The sequence below is a fragment of the Streptomyces sp. NBC_00390 genome (assembly GCF_036057275.1).
In the GTDB taxonomy this organism is placed as follows: domain Bacteria; phylum Actinomycetota; class Actinomycetes; order Streptomycetales; family Streptomycetaceae; genus Streptomyces.
The window spans coordinates 1,222,106-1,240,089 of sequence record NZ_CP107945.1; the positions used below are offsets into that span (position 1 = coordinate 1,222,106).

The 17,984-nt window shown below is 70.4% G+C and carries 13 protein-coding genes and 2 pseudogenes; 6 read left to right on the forward strand and 9 right to left on the reverse strand.

The annotated features are described in order from the left end of the window. Window positions 1-6: 6 nt before the first annotated feature. The gene (locus OHS70_RS05150) at window positions 7-2,715 is read right to left on the reverse strand and encodes a CHAT domain-containing protein (RefSeq protein WP_328394117.1); all 2,709 of its coding nucleotides are present in this window, start codon (window positions 2,713-2,715) and stop codon (window positions 7-9) included. Window positions 2,716-3,004: 289 nt separating this feature from the next. Between OHS70_RS05150 and OHS70_RS05155 the strand changes: the two are divergent. Further along, a pseudogene (locus tag OHS70_RS05155) lies at window positions 3,005-3,468 on the forward strand (helix-turn-helix domain-containing protein); the annotation flags it as partial. A gap of 724 nt (window positions 3,469-4,192) precedes the next feature. Further along, the gene (locus OHS70_RS05160) at window positions 4,193-4,780 is read left to right on the forward strand and encodes a response regulator transcription factor (RefSeq protein WP_328394119.1); all 588 of its coding nucleotides are present in this window, start codon (window positions 4,193-4,195) and stop codon (window positions 4,778-4,780) included. Between the two features lie 10 nt (window positions 4,781-4,790). Here OHS70_RS05160 and OHS70_RS05165 read toward each other — a convergent pair whose 3' ends face one another. From OHS70_RS05165 to lanKC, 4 genes are all read right to left on the reverse strand, one after another. Further along, window positions 4,791-6,542 carry an ABC transporter ATP-binding protein gene (locus tag OHS70_RS05165; RefSeq protein WP_328394121.1) on the reverse strand — a complete coding sequence of 584 codons (1,752 nt, stop codon included), beginning with the start codon at window positions 6,540-6,542 and terminating at the stop codon, window positions 4,791-4,793. A 5-nt stretch (window positions 6,543-6,547) separates the two neighbouring features. Further along, window positions 6,548-8,311 carry an ABC transporter ATP-binding protein gene (locus OHS70_RS05170; RefSeq protein ID WP_328405419.1) on the reverse strand — a complete coding sequence of 588 codons (1,764 nt, stop codon included), beginning with the start codon at window positions 8,309-8,311 and terminating at the stop codon, window positions 6,548-6,550. 127 nt (window positions 8,312-8,438) lie between these two features. Next, window positions 8,439-8,570 (reverse strand): SapB/AmfS family lanthipeptide, encoded by a 132-nt coding sequence (locus OHS70_RS05175; protein ID WP_100111498.1) that lies wholly within the window; start codon window positions 8,568-8,570, stop codon window positions 8,439-8,441. A 66-nt stretch (window positions 8,571-8,636) separates the two neighbouring features. After that, window positions 8,637-11,234: a class III lanthionine synthetase LanKC gene (gene lanKC / locus OHS70_RS05180; protein ID WP_328394123.1), complete on the reverse strand. Its 2,598-nt coding sequence runs from the start codon at window positions 11,232-11,234 to the stop codon at window positions 8,637-8,639. A 192-nt stretch (window positions 11,235-11,426) separates the two neighbouring features. On the opposite strand from lanKC, the gene OHS70_RS05185 reads away from it, so the two are divergent. The 3 genes from OHS70_RS05185 to OHS70_RS05195 all read left to right on the forward strand — a co-directional run bounded on the left by OHS70_RS05185 (window position 11,427) and on the right by OHS70_RS05195 (window position 13,249). Then, entirely contained in the window at window positions 11,427-11,732 is a 306-nt protein-coding gene (locus tag OHS70_RS05185) for a transposase (RefSeq protein WP_328394125.1), read from the forward strand. Beyond that, complete coding sequence (locus tag OHS70_RS05190) at window positions 11,729-12,622, forward strand: IS3 family transposase (RefSeq protein WP_328394127.1); 894 nt, start codon at window positions 11,729-11,731, stop codon at window positions 12,620-12,622. The genes OHS70_RS05185 and OHS70_RS05190 overlap by 4 nt, the downstream gene beginning before the upstream one ends. 438 nt (window positions 12,623-13,060) lie before the next feature. Continuing rightward, window positions 13,061-13,249 carry a hypothetical protein gene (locus OHS70_RS05195; protein WP_328394129.1) on the forward strand — a complete coding sequence of 63 codons (189 nt, stop codon included), beginning with the start codon at window positions 13,061-13,063 and terminating at the stop codon, window positions 13,247-13,249. A gap of 419 nt (window positions 13,250-13,668) precedes the next feature. On the opposite strand, the gene OHS70_RS05200 is transcribed toward OHS70_RS05195, so the two are convergent. From OHS70_RS05200 to OHS70_RS05210, 3 genes are all read right to left on the reverse strand, one after another. Beyond that, complete coding sequence (locus OHS70_RS05200) at window positions 13,669-14,226, reverse strand: MBL fold metallo-hydrolase (RefSeq protein ID WP_328394131.1); 558 nt, start codon at window positions 14,224-14,226, stop codon at window positions 13,669-13,671. Between the two features lie 59 nt (window positions 14,227-14,285). Beyond that, a complete protein-coding gene (locus OHS70_RS05205) occupies window positions 14,286-15,248 on the reverse strand; it encodes an SMP-30/gluconolactonase/LRE family protein (protein ID WP_443062565.1) in 963 nt (320 codons plus the stop codon). 183 nt (window positions 15,249-15,431) lie between these two features. Further along, a complete protein-coding gene (locus tag OHS70_RS05210; protein ID WP_328394135.1) occupies window positions 15,432-16,343 on the reverse strand; it encodes a helix-turn-helix domain-containing protein in 912 nt (303 codons plus the stop codon). A 10-nt stretch (window positions 16,344-16,353) separates the two neighbouring features. Between OHS70_RS05210 and OHS70_RS05215 the strand changes: the two genes are divergently transcribed. Beyond that, entirely contained in the window at window positions 16,354-16,986 is a 633-nt protein-coding gene (locus tag OHS70_RS05215; protein WP_328394137.1) for an SRPBCC family protein, read from the forward strand. A gap of 253 nt (window positions 16,987-17,239) precedes the next feature. Here the strand turns inward: OHS70_RS05215 and OHS70_RS39005 are convergent. Next, a pseudogene (locus OHS70_RS39005) lies at window positions 17,240-17,685 on the reverse strand (DUF6086 family protein). Window positions 17,686-17,984 lie beyond the last annotated feature (299 nt).

Consider the following 17,984-nt stretch of genomic DNA (forward strand, 5'->3'; position numbering starts at 1 on the left):
CCGTGGTCACCTTGCTCCATAGGCCGTGATGCCGGCCCACTTGTCGGTCTGCTCAGGTGAGTCGTCTTCGTCCAGCAGTGCCACCGCGGCCCGTCGGGCGGCTTCCAGCGGGGCGCTGCCGTGGCAGCGGTGGACGATCCACTCGACGCAGTAGTGGGTCGCGAGCCTCGACCACATCGGGAAGGGGCTGGCCAGGACGAAGGCCGCTCCCGCCTCGTGGAAGGCGTGGACCAGCGCGTTGGCGTCGTCGCCGGCCAGTTCGAGGGGGCGCGGCGTCCGGGACCTCGGCCCGACGAGTGCCCCGTGCCCGCCGCTGCGGTCGGCCGTGGCACGCAGGCCGGTGCTGCACGCGGTGAGCAGCACCTCCTGGAAGCACATCCGGCTCATGAGGACTTCGCCCGTTTCGAGCATGTCGTCGGTCATCTGTATGCCCGCGCCGAAGGGTGCCCCAGGTGCGGGCAGGCCGTGGGTGATGATCTGGAGCACATCCGTACGGCTGCGGACGGGCGGCCCGGAGTTCAGCAGGCCCCGCAGCGTCGCGACTGTGGCGTTGTGGCCGGTGATCGGTTCTCCGCGTAGCCGGTCCGCTCCCAGGTACCTGGACAGATGGCGCACCGCCCGCTGTGCCTCTGGGAGCAGCTCGCCGTCGGGCTGTCGGGTGACGCCCAGTAGTGTGGCGCGGACCGGTCCGTCGGGTCGGTGGTCCAGGAGCGGCACACAGGACAGGTTGGGGACGATGCCGATGGCCGTTCCGCGGATCACGTGGCGGCCGTGGTGGCGGACAACCGTCCAGGGCAGGGTGTGCAGGCGTCCGTGCGGGGACAGCAGGCATGTACCGCTGTCCGCGATCTCGTCGGCGAAGGCCGGGGGGATCAGGTCGGCCAGACCGATGCCGTGATGACCCCAGAAATCCAGGAGTACGGGTTTGTCCCGGAGTTCGCGCTGGTGTGCCTCCAGCGTGCCGAGGGCGTTCTTGCCCAGCCGCCGGATGCCCGTGCGCAGCCTGCCGTCCGGTGTGGCCAGCAGGGCCAGGATGCCGTCGGGGCGTTCGTACAGGCTCAGGGCCACGCAGCGGCCGGGATTGCTGCCTGGGGCGGCAGTGCCGTAGGCGGCCAGGAAGCGGGTGAGCCGGTCCGGATCGAAGGGCGGGTCGTCCCTGATGAGGTGCCAGCGAGGCTCGATCGCACGGATTCTGGTTAGCAGCTCGGCTCGCTCGACGCGCCATCGGTCGGCTTCCTTTGGGGAGCCGTGTCGCTCGGCGTCCGCGACCCGTTCGGTCAGTTCGGCGAACGCGCCGTGGTCCGGCCCGTGCCGTGCGTCCCGCTCGGTGGTGTCGGCGGAGGCGTCCGGTGTGCTCCGAGTGTCCGAGCGGGCCAGGGACAGCCGGGCCGAGAAGGCGCGGGCCTTGAGCAGATCGATGACGACGGCGCACAGCCGTGCGTCGCTGGTCTCCTCGGCGAAGGCCAGCGCCTCCTCGAACAGCGGCCGGCGAAAGCGCAGATGCAGAGTGTCGAAGCGGTGGCCGAGCGGCACGCGCAGCACCCGGTCGAGGGCGAGGGTCATCTCGTGATAGGCGCCCGCCGCACCGGCCCGGTCCCGACGGGCGTGGTGGGCCCGGGCGCGCTCGGCGTGCAGGCCGACCGCGAGGGAGTCGTCGGGATGGTCGGCGGTGCGGCGCGCCCCGCGGTCACACCAGTGCAGCGCCTGCTCCCACCACCCGTCCGCCTTCGACAGTCGGGCCGCCTCGGCACGCATGCGGCAGTACTCCGCGCCGCGCACCAACCGCAGATGTGCCCGCATCGAGGTCCCGTCTTCGGCATGGGCGTATTCGAACAGCGGGGCGGCCAGATCCAGCCGTCGGCATGCCACGGCCACCGCGCCGCGGTCGAGCGCGCAACGGGCCAGCTGCAGCAGACCCGCTTCCGGCAGGCCGGACGCCGTATACAGCGGCATGTGCATCAGATACGCCCGCTCGGCCGCCTCCGGCCGGCGCGTGTCCCGTAGCGCGCCCGCTTTCGCATCCAGCAGCCGGAAATAGACGGTAGACGCCTGAAGCAGCCGGGTGGCCGTCGCCGGTCCGTCCCCACCGCGCAGGAGGTGGGCCGTGAGAGGGCGCATCGCTTCGGAGTCGGTCTCGTCGATCGGCCCGTCCGGGAGGACAGCGGCGAGTTCCGTCTCCAGCGGTGCCAGCACCTCCAGAGCGGTTTCGGCGTCGTACAGCCGGTACAACGCCTCGGCCCGCAGCACCCGCAGGTCCCCGTAAAGGGCGGGCGGTGTGCCGTGCGGTGGCCGGAAAGGGCCGTGCGGCAGGCGCGTGGCCTGGTCCACGAGTGCCAGAGCCTCGCTGACGCGGCCCTCCTGAAGCTCGTACTGGGCCTTGCCCGCCAGGAAGTTGCGGAGCTGGTCCGGGGCCGCGTGGGGCGTGAACTCCTCGGCCGTCGCCCAATGCTCCTTGACCTGCTGGTACGTACGGACCCCGGGCTGGCGGGTGGTCAGCTCGCGACCGTAGGCGTCCAGCAGGATGCCCGCAACGTCGGACGCCCTCACCGGACCCGGTATAGCGCCGCCGCGCCGGTCCAGCACCGCCAGGATCCGTCGTCCGAGAACGGTCAGCTGCTGGAAGAGCCATCCGGTCGGCCGTCCTGCGTCAGCTGCCTGCCAGTACTGCGCCCGCAGCTCGAAGAAGCGCGTGGCCAGGTTGTGGAGTTCCACCACGTGCCCCCGAGATCCCCCGATGTCCCCGATTCCCCGATGCCCCCGACCGCCGGACGTGGCCTATGCCTCCGAAGCCCGCCCGGTGCGTCTCGGCCATTCCGGTGGATCCCGGTGTCCATCCGGCCGACCTGGGCGACCACCGTACGACCGCCAGGGCCGTAAGGGGAACCGTCAGAGGAAGCCGCCGGAGCGCACGGCGCGGCAGCGCGCGCCGCTCTTTGCGCTGTGCGCCCCGCCAAGCAGGGCAGTTCTCGCCAGGCCCTCTCTAAGGGCCGTCGCCCCTGCCACTCTGTTCGCGTCGACGCGGGCGGCGGTCGCCCCACGACGGCTTGCGGGGGTATCGGGACAGCAGATCGTGCGCCGGGGCAGCACCAGTTCGGCGCGCTATCGGCGCGTGATGATGCTGCTGGCCTCGGCCGACGGAAACCGTGCCCCGGTGATCGCCCAGCGGGTGCAGGCCTACGAGGACACTGTCCGGGACGTGATCCACCGATTCAACGAGATCGGCCTGGCCTGCCTGGACCCTCGGTGGGCGGGAGGCCGTCCCCGCCTGCTCAGCCCTGACGACGCGGACTCCGTCATCCAGACGGCCACCACCCGCTCCCCTGAGCTCGGCCAGCCCTTCACCCGCTGGTCCATCTGCAAACTCGCCGCCTAGCTGCGCAGATGCACGACCGCGTCATCCGGATCGGACGCGAGGCGTTACCGTGCCTGCTCGCCCGCCGCGGGATTACCTTCCAGCGCACCAAGACAGGTTGCCGCGAACACGTTGGCCGGGCTGCCGGCGCCCATAAGGGCGAGAAGATCCAGACCAGGGCCCTGCAGGTCTATCTGCGCTGGCGCAACGCCAACGCCCGCCACCGCGACGTTCTCGCCGCCTTTAAGGACATCGGGCCACGCGATCGGCCCTCGGCACGGGCCGCAACCATGGTGGTGCGGACAGCTGTGGACAGCGGCGCGGGTCGACGAACTGTGGTCCGGGTCTGGGCGGACGTTCCCGCCCCGGCCCGCCGACCGGGCCCCTCCGACCGGGCTGCCGACGGACGTACCGGCTCACCGGGGTCGGCTGTTCGCCGACCCGTCCTCGCGCCCGACGGACCGCCTGTCTGCTCGCCGGGGAGCTGAACGCCGCCCACGGGCACCGATTGCGTCGCCGGCAGGAGCCCGGGATCACCGGCGATGACGGTGAATCGTTGTGGGGCCAGGTGCCGGGGCGGCACCGGACGGCCGCACGGAGGACCGGCCGAAGACCGGACGCGGTGCCCCGCGCCCTGAGCCGCCCGTCGAATCCTGCCACGCGGTGGAAGCCCTCGGACCGGAGGGAAAGCTGACGTCGCCCGGTGGAGGCCGGTCCCGCCGCTCGGACGAACGGCAACCTGCAGCTGGCCGAAAGCCGAGCCATCACTCCCTTCGAGCCGGGTAGGCGTGGGCCTGGCGCGGCGCACGTTCCGGTACTTCCTGTCGAAGTGAGGCGAACATGATCCGGGTGTTACTGGTGCACGACACATGGCTTATGCGTTCGGCCCTGACCGCGCTGCTGGAATCTGCGGAGGGCATCGAGGCGTCGTCCGCCTGCTGGGAGAGCGCCCCTGACCACGCTCACTCGCTGCAGCCCGACCTTTGCGTGGTGGACGCGGACTGTCCCGGGTCCTCCCGGTTACCGGAGCATCCAACGGGACAGAGATGCGAACTGCTCGTCCTGGCCACCTCGTGCCGGCCCGGCGTGCTGCGCCGTGCCGCCCAGGCCAGGGCGCTGGGTTTCGTGAACAAGGATGCGTCGCCGACCGTGTTGCTGAACGCGATCAGGCTTGTGGCGGCCGGGAAGCGGTACGTCGACGCCTCGCTCGCTCCGGACCTCGTCCAGGCGGCCGATATGAAGCTGACTCCACGTGAGCTGAGCGTGCTGGCGCTCGCTGCGGAGGGCGCGTCCGTCCCTGAGACCGCCGGTACCCTGCGGTTGAGCAAGGGAACCGTGCGGAACTACATGTCCGCAATCATCCGCAAGACCAACGCCCGTAACTGGGCGGACGCCGTACGCATTTCGAGCGGGGCGGGTTGGGTGTAGGCGGGCAGTCTCAGTTCTTCTCGGCGTGCCAGCGTCCCACCAGGTCACGGTACAGCGGGGACCGGTCGATCAGTTCCTGATGGCTCCCGCACGCGGCCGTGAGGCCGTCGAGCACCAGTATCCGGTCGGCACGCCGAGCCGAACTGATCCGGTGGGCAACCACGATCAGCGTCCCGGGCCGCTCGGCGAAGGCCTGTTCTGCCCGGGCCTCGGCCGCCGGATCGAGGTGGCAGGTGGCCTCGTCCAGGATGACGAGTGGCGCGGGTGAGACATGCGCCCGTGCGAGTGCGATGAGCTGCCTTTCGCCGTGCGACAGGGCCGCGGGTTCGACCTGCGCGTCGAACCCGCCGAGCTGGTGCACGAGGGTGCCGAGGCCGACCGCCTCCGACGAGGCTTCCACCGCCGACCGCGGAGCTCCGTCCGGGCACAGATAGAGCAGGTTCTCGTACAAGCTGCCGGTGAAGACGTAAGCCTGCTGCGGGATGAGCACGCGCAGCCGGGAGGGGGCGGCTCCACGACCGGCTTGCGCATGCGCCGGCCGGCCGTGGAGCCGCACCTCGCCCTCGTCCGGTTCGAGCAGGCCGGCGAGCAGGCAGGTCAGCGTGGACTTGCCGATGCCGCTGGGGCCCACCACGGCGAGGTGCTCGCCGGGCTCGATCGTCACTTCCAGGCCGCGTAGCACGGGCTGCGCCGCCGCGCCGTAGGCGAAGGTCACCGCACGCAGTTCGACCCGCGGTACGTCCGGGTGTGCCGGTGCCTGCGCCGGTCGCTCGGGGGTGCCCGCGGGCGGCGGTACGGCCAAGCGAGGACCCGGCACGCGGGACAGCCGGCCGAGGACGACGAGGAGCCTGGTGCCGGCCGCGCCAAGTGTGCTCATCAGGTGGTGCAGGGCGGGCAGCAGAGCCTGCGTCAGATACGTCAGCGCGCCGAGCAGAGCGCCCGCCGTGACGCCCTGACGCCGCAGCCAGGGGGCGGCGACCAGCAGCAGGACCACCGGAAGGTGTCCGGCCATGCCGAGTGAAAGGGAGCGGGCACTCGCCCACCGGGCCAGGGACCGTGCCGCCTTGGCCTCCTGTTCGATCAGCACGTGGGTCCGTGCCGCCATGGGTGCCCCGGCGCCGCAGGCCACCACATCGCGCAGCCCCTGAGCCACCGATCCGAACTGTGCCGCCAGAGCCTCGTCGGCACAGAGGAAGTCGTGTTGTCGGGCGGCCATCGGCGCCAGCGTGGCCAGAAAGAGAAGCAGCCCTGTCACCAGTGGTGGCACCACGACGACCAGCAGGGCGGGAGCGAGCGCAGCAAGACCGAAGAGCGCCCCGACCGAGGTGAAGACGAAGGACCGGGCCACGAGCACCAGCCCCGCGAAGCTGTCCCGTGCGATCTCCGTCTGGTTGGTCATCCGGGAGACCACCGCGCTGTCAGCGGCGAGCGCCGGTTCGGCCAATGCCTCGTCCAGCGAGCGTGTCACCACCCGGCGCACCAGGCCGTCCCGCAGTGGTTCGACGAGGTCGGCCAGCCCTCGGAAGACACCGCCGGTGGCCAGGCCGCCGATGACGACGGCCAGCGCGGCCACCGCCAGCCACGCCAGTCCGGTGCCGGTACGGCCGGCGAGAAAGCCCCGGTCCAGCGCCATCGCCACGCCGTATCCGCCGAGGAAGGTATGGGCCGATTCCAACAGAGACCAGCCAGTGAGCTTCAGCAGCACGCGTTTGCGGCGGCCGAGGAAGCGCAAGGCCTGCGGAAGGAGCCGTGAGCCCGTCATCGTCATCAACTCCCGCCCGTGTCCCGGACGGTGTCCGCGAACACGGCGCGGTAGTCGGGCTCTTCCCACAGGCTTGCGTGCGGGCCCACCGCGCGGACGCGGCCGTCTTCGACCCATGCGACCAGGTCGGCACGCGCCGCCGAGGAGACACGGTGAGCGATCAGCAGCCGGGTACCGGTCCGGACGTCGTGTACGAGTGCCCGGCCGACGTGGAGTTCGGTGATGCTGTCGAGGCTGGAGGTGGCGTCGTCGAGGATCAGCAATCGGCCGGCGTGGGCGAAGGCCCTTGCCAGCCCGAGTCGTTGCAGTTCTCCGCCCGACAGGGGTGCGTCGGTCAGCGGCGCCGCGTACCCGCCGGGCAGAAGCCGGACGAACGTGTCGGCCCCCGCCGCCCGGGCGGAGGCCCCGATCTCGCCCGCTGTGGGCTCGTACTGTCCGAACCCGATGGCTGCGCCGACCGTTTCGCCGAACAGGACCGGCCGTTCGAAGGCGTAGCCGACCTCCCGGCGCAGCTCCGACGGATCGGCCTCGGTCAGCGGTACGCCGTCCAGCAGCACCACCCCGTCGTCCGGGTCGGCCAGCCGTCCGGCGATGGCGGCGAGAGTGGACTTGCCCGCGCCGGAGCGCCCGACGACTGCCATCGTCGTGCCACCGGGCACGACCAGATCCACCCCGCGAAGCACGGGAACACCGCCCCGGCTGACGGTGACCGATCGCAGCTCGACGCGCCCGGGACCGTCGGCGGGCAGTGGACGCCCTCCGTGGCGTACGGCGGGAAGGGCGAGCATATCGGCAATGCGGCGGGCCGCGGCGCGGCTGCGCAGGAGGGAGTTGAGCTGTCCGACCACCGCGCCCAGGCCGGCGGCGAGGGCGGCGTAGCGGGAGGCCGCAAGCAGGTCGCCCACGGACAGGCTTCCGCCGGCCAGCCGCACCCCGCCGACGGCCAGGACCATCGTGGTGAGCAGGGGCACCAGAATCCCGCTGCCGACCGATGCGCGTCCGTAGACCTGCCACATGCGCCGCCCCTGCGCGGACAGCTCGGACAGCGGCGCCAGCACGCGGGCGAGTTCACGCTCGGCGGTCCCGGCCGCAGCGACGGTACGCGCACCGCCGAGGGCCTCGAGGAGGCGGCCGGCGATGTCCGCCTGCACGCGCTGGTACTGGGAGACGCTGTGGGAGGACCCGTGTGCGAAGCCCCGCAACAACAGTGCCAGCAGGGGGATCCCGGCGAGGAAGACAACGACCAGCCAGAGGTCGATGAGCGACAGACAGATCAGACCGCCGACCGGGACGAGGACCGAGGCCAGACCGATGGCCGCCGTGGTGGGCGCCGTGCCCGCCTCGGCGGCGTTGCCGGTCAGCCGGGTCACCAGGTCGCCCGGGGTGAAGCGGTCGGCGGCACGGTGCGGCGCGAGGGAGAGGAGGTGGTCGGCTCCGCAGCGGCGCAGCCAGGCGGTGGTGCGGGCGCTGGTCGCGCCACCGACCAGCGCCTCCAGGGCGTCGAAAAGGACCTCGGCGGCGACCAGGACGGCGCACAGTACGAGGGCCCGCTCCACCCCCGCGGCGTCTTCGAGCAGCAGGTCGAGTGTTCGCCCGAGCGCGGCGGGCAGCGCGACGGCCGCGGCGGCAGATGCCGCGCTGAACAGGAAGAGGGCGAATATACGGCTCGCGCTGTGCCGTGCCGCACCGGTCAGCACGCCGGAAGCGTCGGCGAGGGGTGGGAGTTGCGCTGCGTTCCGGGGAGGGGCGGGCCGGGGCGTCGGGGCCATGGGGGTGCAGTCCTCGCCTCCGTCGAAGAGATGCGGGCCGGTCACGCCTCGGTCCCGGGCGAAGCTGCTCGCCCGGGACCGCTGCGCCGGTGTCACCACAGAGCCGAAGTCCTGTGGTGAACACGCGTCAGTTACAGGTGGTGACGCTCAGGCTGCTGTCACCGCAGAGCAGCAGGCTCGCGCGGCTGCCGCCGGTCGCGAGCTCGCCGGTGGCCTCGGACTTGGGGGTTTCCATCGTCTGCAGGTCGAGAAGTGCCATGGTGGTGTTCCTCTCCTTCATGGGGACGGATCTTGCTCAGGTCCCCCCGAGTCGGGGGGACCGGTTTCAGGGCCGCTGTGGCGGCGGGAGGAAGGGCAGGTGCACGGGCTGGTCGTGCAGCGCGCTGCCCAGCGCGAGCAGGCAGCCGGCTGTGCCGGTGCTGAGGTCCATGGACAGGCGCATCATCTGCTCGCCGGCGAAGGCGAGATGCCCCTGGTAGGGGACCGCGCCCCACGAGAGTGAGTCGATCTGACGGCGCAGATCGGTGGCGTGGGTGCCCGGGCCTCCGGTCGTGGTGCGGCTCAGGTGCAGGACCATGCCGGCGGCGCCGCGGAACAGGCCGGGCTGGGCGTAGAACTTGGCCTGCGCCGCTTGCACGATCTCGCCCCTGGCCTTCTCGAACTCTTCGTCGGCGCGGTGGACGAGGTAGTCGTCGAGCACCATGCCGATGCCGACGCTGCCGGCGCCCAGGTAGGGCATGGTCCGCCAGCCCTCGTCGAGCTGGAGGGCTCCTCCCACGCCTCGTACACAACGGGCCAGGTCCCGGCGCAGTGCGTCGGCGGCCAGGTCCAGCATGGCGTGGTCGCCGGTCGCCTCGTACAGGCGCAGGTGGAGCAGCGCCGTTCCGGTGGCTCCGTGGAGGAGTCCGGCCCGCGGGGCCCCGGCGCCGGCCGGCCCGGATGAGGGATCGCCGGCCTTGTCGGCCACGAGCCGGGCGCACCGGAGCGCGTGGGCACGAAGGGCACTCTCGCCCGTGGAAGTGGCCAGGGAATCGAGGGCCAGGCCGAGTCCGGCCAGTCCGCTGTGCAGGTCGGGGGCCATGTCCTCCCAGCTCTGGGAGGTGATCGTGTCGACCAGGTCCAGGGCGCGTTCGCGGTGCCCGAGCCGGTCCAGGACCCAGGCGATGCCGGACAGGCCGTCGTAGAAACCGAGTGGGCTGCCGGAAGCAGGCGTCTTCGCGGCTCTCAGCAGCCACTCCTGCGCCTCCGGAGCCGGTTCGGCGCCGGTCTCGGCCAGGGCGTAGAGGACGCCGGCCGCCCCGTAGGCGAAGCAGGCGCCGCCCACGGGCGCGAACTGGGCTATGTCTCCGGGGAAGAAACGATCTTCCCGTTCCGGAGAGGCGGAGGCCAGGATCGCTCGGACCATGGAGTCCCGGCTGCGTGGCCAGTCGTCGAGCTCCACGGGTAAGTAGGGGCCCACCGCGCCACGGGGCCGACCTTCCGGTGTCTCCGTACCACGATGGCCGCGCAGAATCTCGTCGACCGCTTCCCGGAGGAAGGCGCGGGGCACCGGGAACTGCTCGGCGGCGATCTCCGCCACATGCGTGGCTTTCGCCCGGTCCACGGCGAACAGACTGGTGAGGGGCAGGAACAGGGCCAGGCGCAGGCAGGCCAGGGCGTACCGGTCGACGTCGAAGCCCCTGCGGTCGGCAGGTGCGACGAACCCGGGGTTGGCAATCACCTGACGCCGGTTCACGTCATCGACAGCGGCGGCCTCGAAGTCCAGCAGCACCACCGAGCGTTCGTCCTCGGACAGCATGATGTTGAAAAGGTGCAGATCGTTGAAGGCCACTCCCCGCGCGTGGATCGCCGATACGGCCTCCTCCACCAGGTGGTGCACCCGCATGGCCCACTCGGTGTACTCGGCGAGCCTCTCCGGGCCGGGATCCGCTTCGATCAGCGGGTGCCGGTGTGCGAAGAAGCTGTTGAGCGGCCGGCCCTCGATGAACTCCATGACGAGGAAGGAGTGCTCGCCCAGGGTGAACCAGTCACGCACCTCGGGGGTGCAGCCGAGCCCGGACAGCCGCCGCAGCGCATCCCTCTCACGCTCCAGCCGGGTCACCGCGTCGGCCTCGTCCGCGGCCAGGCCCGCGTGTGGCCGGGCCTCCTTCAGGACCACTTGCTCATCGGTGCGCAGGTCGCGGCCGACGAACACGCCGCCGCCGTTGGAGAAATGCAGAGCTCGCTCGAACCGGTACGGGATGTCGTTGAGCGTGGTGGCGGAGCGGGCAGCCAGATGCGGTTCGAGGAACGCGGGGAGGGTCACCCAGTCCGGGACGTGGAACGTCGGGTCCCTCCGGTCGGGAACGAGTCGTCCATGGTCGTCCTCGACCGCGGGGCACAGCTCACCCCGGTCGTCGTAACAGTGCCGCTCCGTGAAGCTGCCGTAGCGCACATGGACCGGCCCCGCGCCCCAGCGCAAGTCGCTGAGTATGTACGGCCCGGGCTCGCCTCCGAGCAGACGGTCCAGGTCTTCCGCAACAGTGCGGCACTGGTCGTCGTCGGCGGGGTAGACGGTGAGGAACTTCCCACTGGCGGCGCGGTCGGCGTATTTGGCGTTGCGGGTGTGCAGCAGGTACCGGCTCGGCATGCACTTGAAGGCGATGGATCGAGGGACGCAGTAGTCCCAGACCCGGGCAAGCACCCTCTCCGCGTTGTCCAGGCAGACGGACACGTGGATCTTCCATCCCTGGCTGGGCAGTGCACTGTCAAGCGGTCGGAACGCCAGCCAGTCGCCTGACCGGTGGCGCTGCCAGCCCTGCGGAAGCTCGCGCCTCACGGTCCGGTAGAAAGCGGCGGAACCGCTTCCTTCCTCGTGCGACCGGTGCGGAGCATCGTAGAACTGCCGGTTCGCGTCGCAGAAGACGGCGTACCCCTTGTTCATCGCACTCCTTCGGCCGGTGACGCTCGGACGTTTTCACGGCGCGGGTGCTCGCAACAGTCGCGATTGTCATGAACCACCCGTGAAGAAATCCACGGGTGGCGCACAGGTGGGGGGTGGCCGGAGCCTGAAGCTTCCCCTTGATCCAGGACACCTGGAGACTGGGACGTGAGGTTCCAGAGGAAGTAGTGCCGGGTGGGTAGCAAGAGCAACCGCAGCAGGCGGTACACGGAGGAGTTCAAGCGCGACGCGGTCGCGCTGGTCCGGTCCTCCGGGAAGACCGTCACCGAGGTGGCCCGGGAGATCGGGGTCAGTGCCGAGGGGCTGCGGAACTGGGTCAGGCAGGACACGATCGACCGCGGGCAGGGGGCGTCGGGCGAGCTGACGAGCGCGGGGCGGGAAGAGCTGCGTCGGCTGCGTCGGCAGAACCGTGAGCAGGCCGAGACGATCGAGGTGCTGCGAAAAGGGGCGGTCTTCTTCGCGAAGGAGAGCGATCGATGAGCGCGGTTTACGCGTTCATCGAGGTGGAGAAGACCACCCACAATGTTGCTCTGCTGTGTCGGCTGCTGAAGGTGGCCCGGTCCTCCTTCTACGCCTGGTTGGCCGGCGGGCAGGCCCGCGCCGCCCGCCGGGCCGCCGACGACGTCCTGGCCCACGAGATCACCGTGTTGCACATCGCCTCCCGGTGCACCTACGGGGTGCCGCGTATCCATGCCGAGTTGCGCAGGCTGGACCGGCGGGTCAACCGCAAGCGGGTGGAGCGGATCATGCGTGAGCGCGACATCGCCGGGGTCACCCGGCGCAAGCGCCGGTCGCTGACCCGTCCGGCGAACAGGGCGGTGCCCGCCGCGGACCTGATCGGCCGCGACTTCACGGCCGACGCCCCGGGCCGGAAACTGGTCGGTGACATCACCTACGTCCCCACCGACGAGGGCCGGCTGTATCTGGCGACCTGGCTGGACCTGGCCACCCGCGAGATCGTCGGCTACTCGATGGCCGATCACCACCGCGCGTCCCTGGTGGTCGACGCGCTGACGATGGCCGCCGGACGCGGCCGGTTCCAGCCCGGCTGCATCGTGCACCCGGACCGCGGAGCGGAGTACACCTCTGACGAACTCCGCCGGGAAATAAGCAGGTTGGGGCTACGGCAGAGCATGGGCCGAACCGGCTCGTGCTATGACAATGCCGCCGCCGAGAGCTTCTTCGCACTGCTCAAAGAGGAGATCGGCACCCGCCGCCGGCCCGACCGGACCACTGCCCGCGCGGACATCTTCGCCTTCATCGAGACCTTCTACAACCGCAGACGACTGCGGAAGCATCCGGCCTGGGGGTACCTCACCCCGCTGGAGATCCGACAACGACACAAGCAAGAACACGCCCTCGCAGCGTAAGCAACGAGTGTCCAGCATCACGGGGAAAGTTCATGTTCTCCCTCCAGACGCTGGCGCGGATGAGGCTGTCGACTGGGAGGCGCTCTCCGCCGCGTGGGGCACCCGCTTCCCCTCCGACTACGTGACGTTCATGGAGACCTACGGGGCCGGCGGCATCAGCGATTCTTTCGAAGTGCTACGCCCGCTCCCATCCGAGCGGCATGGCGGCGACGACATGGCGGCCGAGACCGCCAACGCTCGTGACCAGTGGGTACCGGGAGCTGCGTTCAGCGGTGTTGAAGGGCGCACGGGCACCGAGGCGGCTGTCATCGCTTGGGGGGGGTGACGACCGCGGGCGATGTGGTGTGCTGGCTGACTTCCCATCCTCACCCGGACCAGTGGCCGGTTGCTGTGTTGCGGCCAAGTCTCGTCTCTCCATGGACTCTCTATCCCGTCGGTATGGCGGAGTTCCTTCGCCGACTGATCATCGGTGAGTTCGACGCCTGCCCAATCAGCGACACGACCCTGTGGAACGCAGGCACAGGCCGGTTCCTGCACTGGCGCGAGGAGAGGCGCTTGCAGGACGAGGGCATCGACCCTTGGACGGGCGAGCCCGACCCCTATGCTGACATCGGGTTTGACGACTGACCGGCCAACGAACAACCTGCGTTCACGCTCCTTACGGGACGTGACCCGTCGGGCCCGATGTCGGCGCCAGAAGCCGAAGTGCGGGTGTCACCTCTCGCACGTCCGTCTCGCTTGTGGCCACTCAGCTCCGATGCCGACCGCGGCATCGGCGCTGCGTGGCAGCAGGCTGACGGGCGCAAGAACCCGGGCAGGTCCGCCGGGACGTAGCCAGGTCATCGGCGGGGATGCCGCCGCTCGCCGTGAAATTCCTTGACCATCGTGTCGACGTTCCGGCCGGCCCGTGTTCGGGAGCGTTGACGATCGCAACGGGCCGACCGCCCAGGTGGCGACGGCCACCCGCCTGCGGTGAGGCGGTCGTGGACCGCGAGGGCCTGTGCGCGAGCCTCATCAGCCGTGCCGTCGGGGTTGTTCGCCGGGTTTCAGAACTCGAAGTCGGCCTTGGGCATCAGGTAGGTGGCGTTCGGGAACGTGGGTGCCCAGGCGTCGCCGATCAGGCGGGGGTTCCAGCCGACGTGGTCGACGTGCAGGTGGGTGTTGACCACGAGGTCGACGTCCTCGGGCCGCACACCCGCACGGGCCAGGAGGTTGCCGAGGTAGTCCAGCCGCAGGTGGTCCCACGCGGCGACGGCCGGGCGGGTCTTGTCGTTGCCGATGCCGGTGTCGGTGTCGGTGTCGGTGTCGGTGTCGGTGTCGGTGTCGACCAGGATGGTGCTGCCCTCGCTGCGCAGCAGCCAGGTCTGCATCGCAACATGGACCATGGCGTCGTCGGCGCCCAGGTGGTCGTGCACGAGCGTCCCGCGATGGTCTCTCCATGCCTGCTCGGGCATGTCCGGGAAGAACTGGTCCGTGGGCATGATCGGCCCGTGCATCTTCTCGATCCGGGTGATGGTGACATCGCCCAGGGTGATCTCGTGGGTGTCCTGCTTGGTGCTTCTCCGTTCGGTGCTCGGGGTGGCATGGCGGGGGGCCGTCGACAAGGACGCGGTCGTCCGGGACGAGCCGGTGCAAGTCCTCGCCGGGTCGGTGCCCGCGACGCTCAGCGGTTCAGGTGGGCGCGGAGCAGGTTGGGGTCCTGGGCGGTGATATAGGCGGCGCTCGTCACGTAGACGGATTTTCCGCGCAGGGCGATGGACGTGGGGTTCCGCAGACCGTCGGCCTGGGTCAGCACGATGGAGTGGCTGCCGTCGGGCTGGACGAGCGCGACCTGGCCGGGGCCGTTGAGGGCGGCCAGCAGTTGGTTTCCCTGGTCGGTGAAGGCGAAGTCGTCGATCCCCGGGAGGCCGGTGGCCTCGGTCCGGACACGGCCGGCGCGACCGTCCGGGAGGACGGGGATGCGCAGTACGGTGCCCTTGTCGAGGTTGGTGGCCCAGACCGCACCGTTGTGAATCTTCAGGCCGTTGGCGCCGAGGAAGCCGGTGGAGGCCAGTTCGGGGGCGGTGGACCAGGCGGTGGGGGTGCCGCCGGTGGGGACCCGCCAGATGGTGCCGAGCACAGAGTCTGTGACGTAGAGGGTGCGGGTGCGCGGGTCGAGCGCCAGGCCGTTGGGCAGGCCGTCCGCGGGCAGTGCGGCGATCCGCCGCGGCTCGCCACCGGGACGAAGCCGCCACACGCCGGTGAGGTCGGCGGTACCGGTGGCGTACAGGAAGTACAGGGTGCCGTCGTGGGCACGGACGATTCCGACGGCCAGCGGGAAGCCCAGGACCGGGGTGTGGATACCGCCGTCGGCGGGCTTGGGCAGGGTGGCGAGGATCCGGGTCGTGCCATTGGGGGAGACCTTGGCGACCTGGCGGGCCTTGGCGAAGGTGACGTACGCGGCGCCGCCCGGTGCCAGGGCGAGGTTCTCCGGCGTCTGCCCCTTGGTCAGGTCGAAGTGCGCGGCGATCCGCGCGCCGCGCAGCGGGGCGGACTCGGCCGACGCTGACGCCGGAGTGGGCGCTGCGGCAGCGGCCGCGACAAGGACGGCCGCTGATACAGCGGACATGGAGAGCTTCTTGAGCATGGTTCCTTCACTGGTTTTCGGGCATGCGGCAGCAACATGCCGACGCACGGGTTGGGTAGGTGGGCTCTGCTCGGGGGCCATGTGGCCCTGGGGCTGCTCCCGGCGGCGGCCGGTCGTCGGCCGTGCCCGGGTGGGACAGGTGCTCGCAGGTGTCGGCCGAGCGCCCGGTGACGTTGGGTGAGGTCAGGCGGTGTCGGCCTGGGGCCGCGTCGGCGCCGGGCCGGCCGGGATGGTGTCCTGGGTGCTGGGCTGGGTGATGGCCTGGGCGAGGAGGGCCAACGCGGCCCGCGAGGTGGAGCCGACCTCCGTGGTCGCGACCACCATGTTGGGACCCGGCCCGTGGCTCAGGGTCTGCTGAACGACTGTCAGTGGGCCGACCAGCGGGTGCCGCATCTCATAGGTGGCGACGGTGCACGCCTTGACCCGGTGGTCGGCCCACATCGAGGCGAACTCATGGCTCTTGGCGCTCAGTTCACCCAGCAGCGCGTGCAACGCGGTGTCCTGCGGATGCTGGGCCGCCACCAGGCGCAGGTTCCCCACCACCGCCCTGGCCTTGCTCGGCCAGTCCGCGTACAGCTCGCGGGTATGACGGTCGAGGAACGCCAGTCTGGCCATGTTGGGACGCTGCCCCGACAAGTCCGGGGCACCAGGGGCCAGGTGCCCGGCGAACAGCGCGTGACCCAGGCGATTCCACGCCAGCACGTCACTGCGCAGTCCGAGCACGATTGCGGGAACGTCCGCCAGCACGTCCAGCAACTGAGCCGTCGCGTCCGTCACACGCTCCGGTGCAGGTCGCCGGCCCCGAGTGCGATGCCTGTCCGCCCGGGCCAGGTCGTGCAGGTACCTCCGCTCGGAGTCGTCCAGCCGCAGAGCCCCGGCGATCCCGTCCAGCACCTCGGACGACGCGCTCAGCGACTGCCCCTGCTCCAGCCGGGTGTAGTAAGAGGCGCTCACACCCGCCAGCAGCGCCAACTCTTCGCGCCGAAGACCCGGCACACGCCGACGCTCCCCGTAGGTGGGCACCCCGACATCCTCAGGACGCAGCTGGGAGCGCCGCGCCTGCAGGAAGTCCCCGAGCTGCGATTTTCCGGTCATGGATCCGAGTATGAGCCGACTCGAAACGCACAGCCTGCCCCAGCTGTGGATAGGCACCAGCGGGTCTGGCTCCCCGGCAGGACTGGTGATGACGTGGGCGGAGCCGACCCGGCACCACCCCGCACGCACCCAGGAGGACGCCTTGAGCGCCACCACCAGCGAACATGACCTCTTCGAGGCTCTGGACGCATCAGCCTTCGCCTTCACCAGACGCGCATGGGTCGATGCCGCACCCGCCCGGGTCTATGACCTGGTCAGTGACGTGTCCGCAATCGGCCGCTGGAGCCCCAACGCGACCGACGTCACGTTCGACCAGGGCGCCGGCCCTCGGGTCGGCGCCTGGTTCAGCGGCCGCAATCGGAAGGACGGCAGGGAATGGACCACCCGCTCCCAGGTCGTACGAGCCGACCCCGGCAACGCCTTCACCTTCGTGGTCGGCGGCGCCGAAGACGGCATCGTGCAGTGGAGCTGGACCTTCCACCCCCAGGGACGCGGAACCGTCGTAGAGCAGTCCTGGCAACTCCTCCGCCTCGACCCGGTCCTGGGCACCACCCGCGCCGACCTCGACACACTCCGCGACTACATGACGAACAGCGTCGAAGCCACCCTGATCTCCCTCGCCCAATGGATCGCCGAAGAGTGAGGTTCCCGGGTGTGGCTTCGTCGACGCTGGCAGGCGCGAGCGACGCGCCTGGACCCTCTGCCGCTGGGACACCCGCCCACGAAACGCCGTATCCGATGACCTATTGGCGCACGCGCTTAGTCATTTCCACCAGCAAGATCGCGATCTACAGCTGGAGTATTAGAGAACGTCTCCGTTGGGGCGGGCAAGAGGCAGAAGCAGCAAGCTGGTCCAGGGTGTTGGGTCGGCAAGGGGCAGTCTTGGGCGCACCGGCTCAGCGGGCCATCCAGCGGTCCATCTCCCGCGCCCGCGTGTCCAGCGCGTTGACGACGACGGCTGACGCGGTCCGAAGATTGCCGGGAACTTGCACGTCGCGCTCGACGCCACCACACACATGGCCGGACCCCGGTTCGGGCATCTCCACCTCGATTCCCGCGCGCCGCGCGAGCGCGACCGCCGTCGCCACGAACCCCTCAGAGAGCGCGAGGATCACGGAGTGCCCGTCCGGCAGTGCCAGGCGACCAGGCCGCGTGCGAACTCCGCGTACACGGCCGGATCGACCTCGAGTGTGTCCGGGTCGCCCCAATGCTTGCCCTGGCCGATTCCCGAGGGAGGCTTGAGCTCCGCCTCGAAGCCCTCGACCTGCCGTAGGAAGAGGCGGCCGACACCGTTCGACGGGTACCAAAGCGTCTCGTCACCGATGTCGAAGTACATGCTCATCGCCGCTCCCCCTGCTCAGCCGCCCCGGCACACGGTAGAAGATCGCGCGGGTCGTCGGCACCCGGGTAGAACGGTGCCTTGGGGGCAAGGCTCGTTGCTCTGGCATGGGCATAGTTGAGCAGCTGGTACTAGTGACCTGAGTCGGAGATTCGGCGCCAGTTGGGTGTGGGTCGTCCTGGGCCGAAGATCCCGCTGCTATCGGTCACCGAGGCCCAGCGGGAGGTGCTGCAGTCGCGGGTGCGCCGTCCTTCGACTGCCCAGCGCTGGCGTTGAGGTCGCGGACTGCCCTTAGGACGGTT

Bases quoted from the DNA above. Each gene is read 5' to 3' on its own strand.
- OHS70_RS05170 (WP_328405419.1), bottom strand. From the start codon at position 8,311: ATGGCCCCGACGCCCCGGCCCGCCCCTCCCCGGAACGCAGCGCAACTC.
- OHS70_RS05205 (WP_443062565.1), bottom strand. From the start codon at position 15,248: ATGCTCAAGAAGCTCTCCATGTCCGCTGTATCAGCGGCCGTCCTTGTC.
- OHS70_RS05210 (WP_328394135.1), bottom strand. From the start codon at position 16,343: ATGACCGGAAAATCGCAGCTCGGGGACTTCCTGCAGGCGCGGCGCTCC.
- OHS70_RS05175 (WP_100111498.1), bottom strand. From the start codon at position 8,570: ATGGCACTTCTCGACCTGCAGACGATGGAAACCCCCAAGTCCGAGGCC.
- OHS70_RS05165 (WP_328394121.1), bottom strand. From the start codon at position 6,542: ATGACGGGCTCACGGCTCCTTCCGCAGGCCTTGCGCTTCCTCGGCCGC.
- OHS70_RS05215 (WP_328394137.1), top strand. From the start codon at position 16,354: ATGAGCCGACTCGAAACGCACAGCCTGCCCCAGCTGTGGATAGGCACC.
- lanKC (WP_328394123.1), bottom strand. From the start codon at position 11,234: ATGAACAAGGGGTACGCCGTCTTCTGCGACGCGAACCGGCAGTTCTAC.
- OHS70_RS05190 (WP_328394127.1), top strand. From the start codon at position 11,729: ATGAGCGCGGTTTACGCGTTCATCGAGGTGGAGAAGACCACCCACAAT.
- OHS70_RS05160 (WP_328394119.1), top strand. From the start codon at position 4,193: ATGATCCGGGTGTTACTGGTGCACGACACATGGCTTATGCGTTCGGCC.
- OHS70_RS05195 (WP_328394129.1), top strand. From the start codon at position 13,061: ATGGCGGAGTTCCTTCGCCGACTGATCATCGGTGAGTTCGACGCCTGC.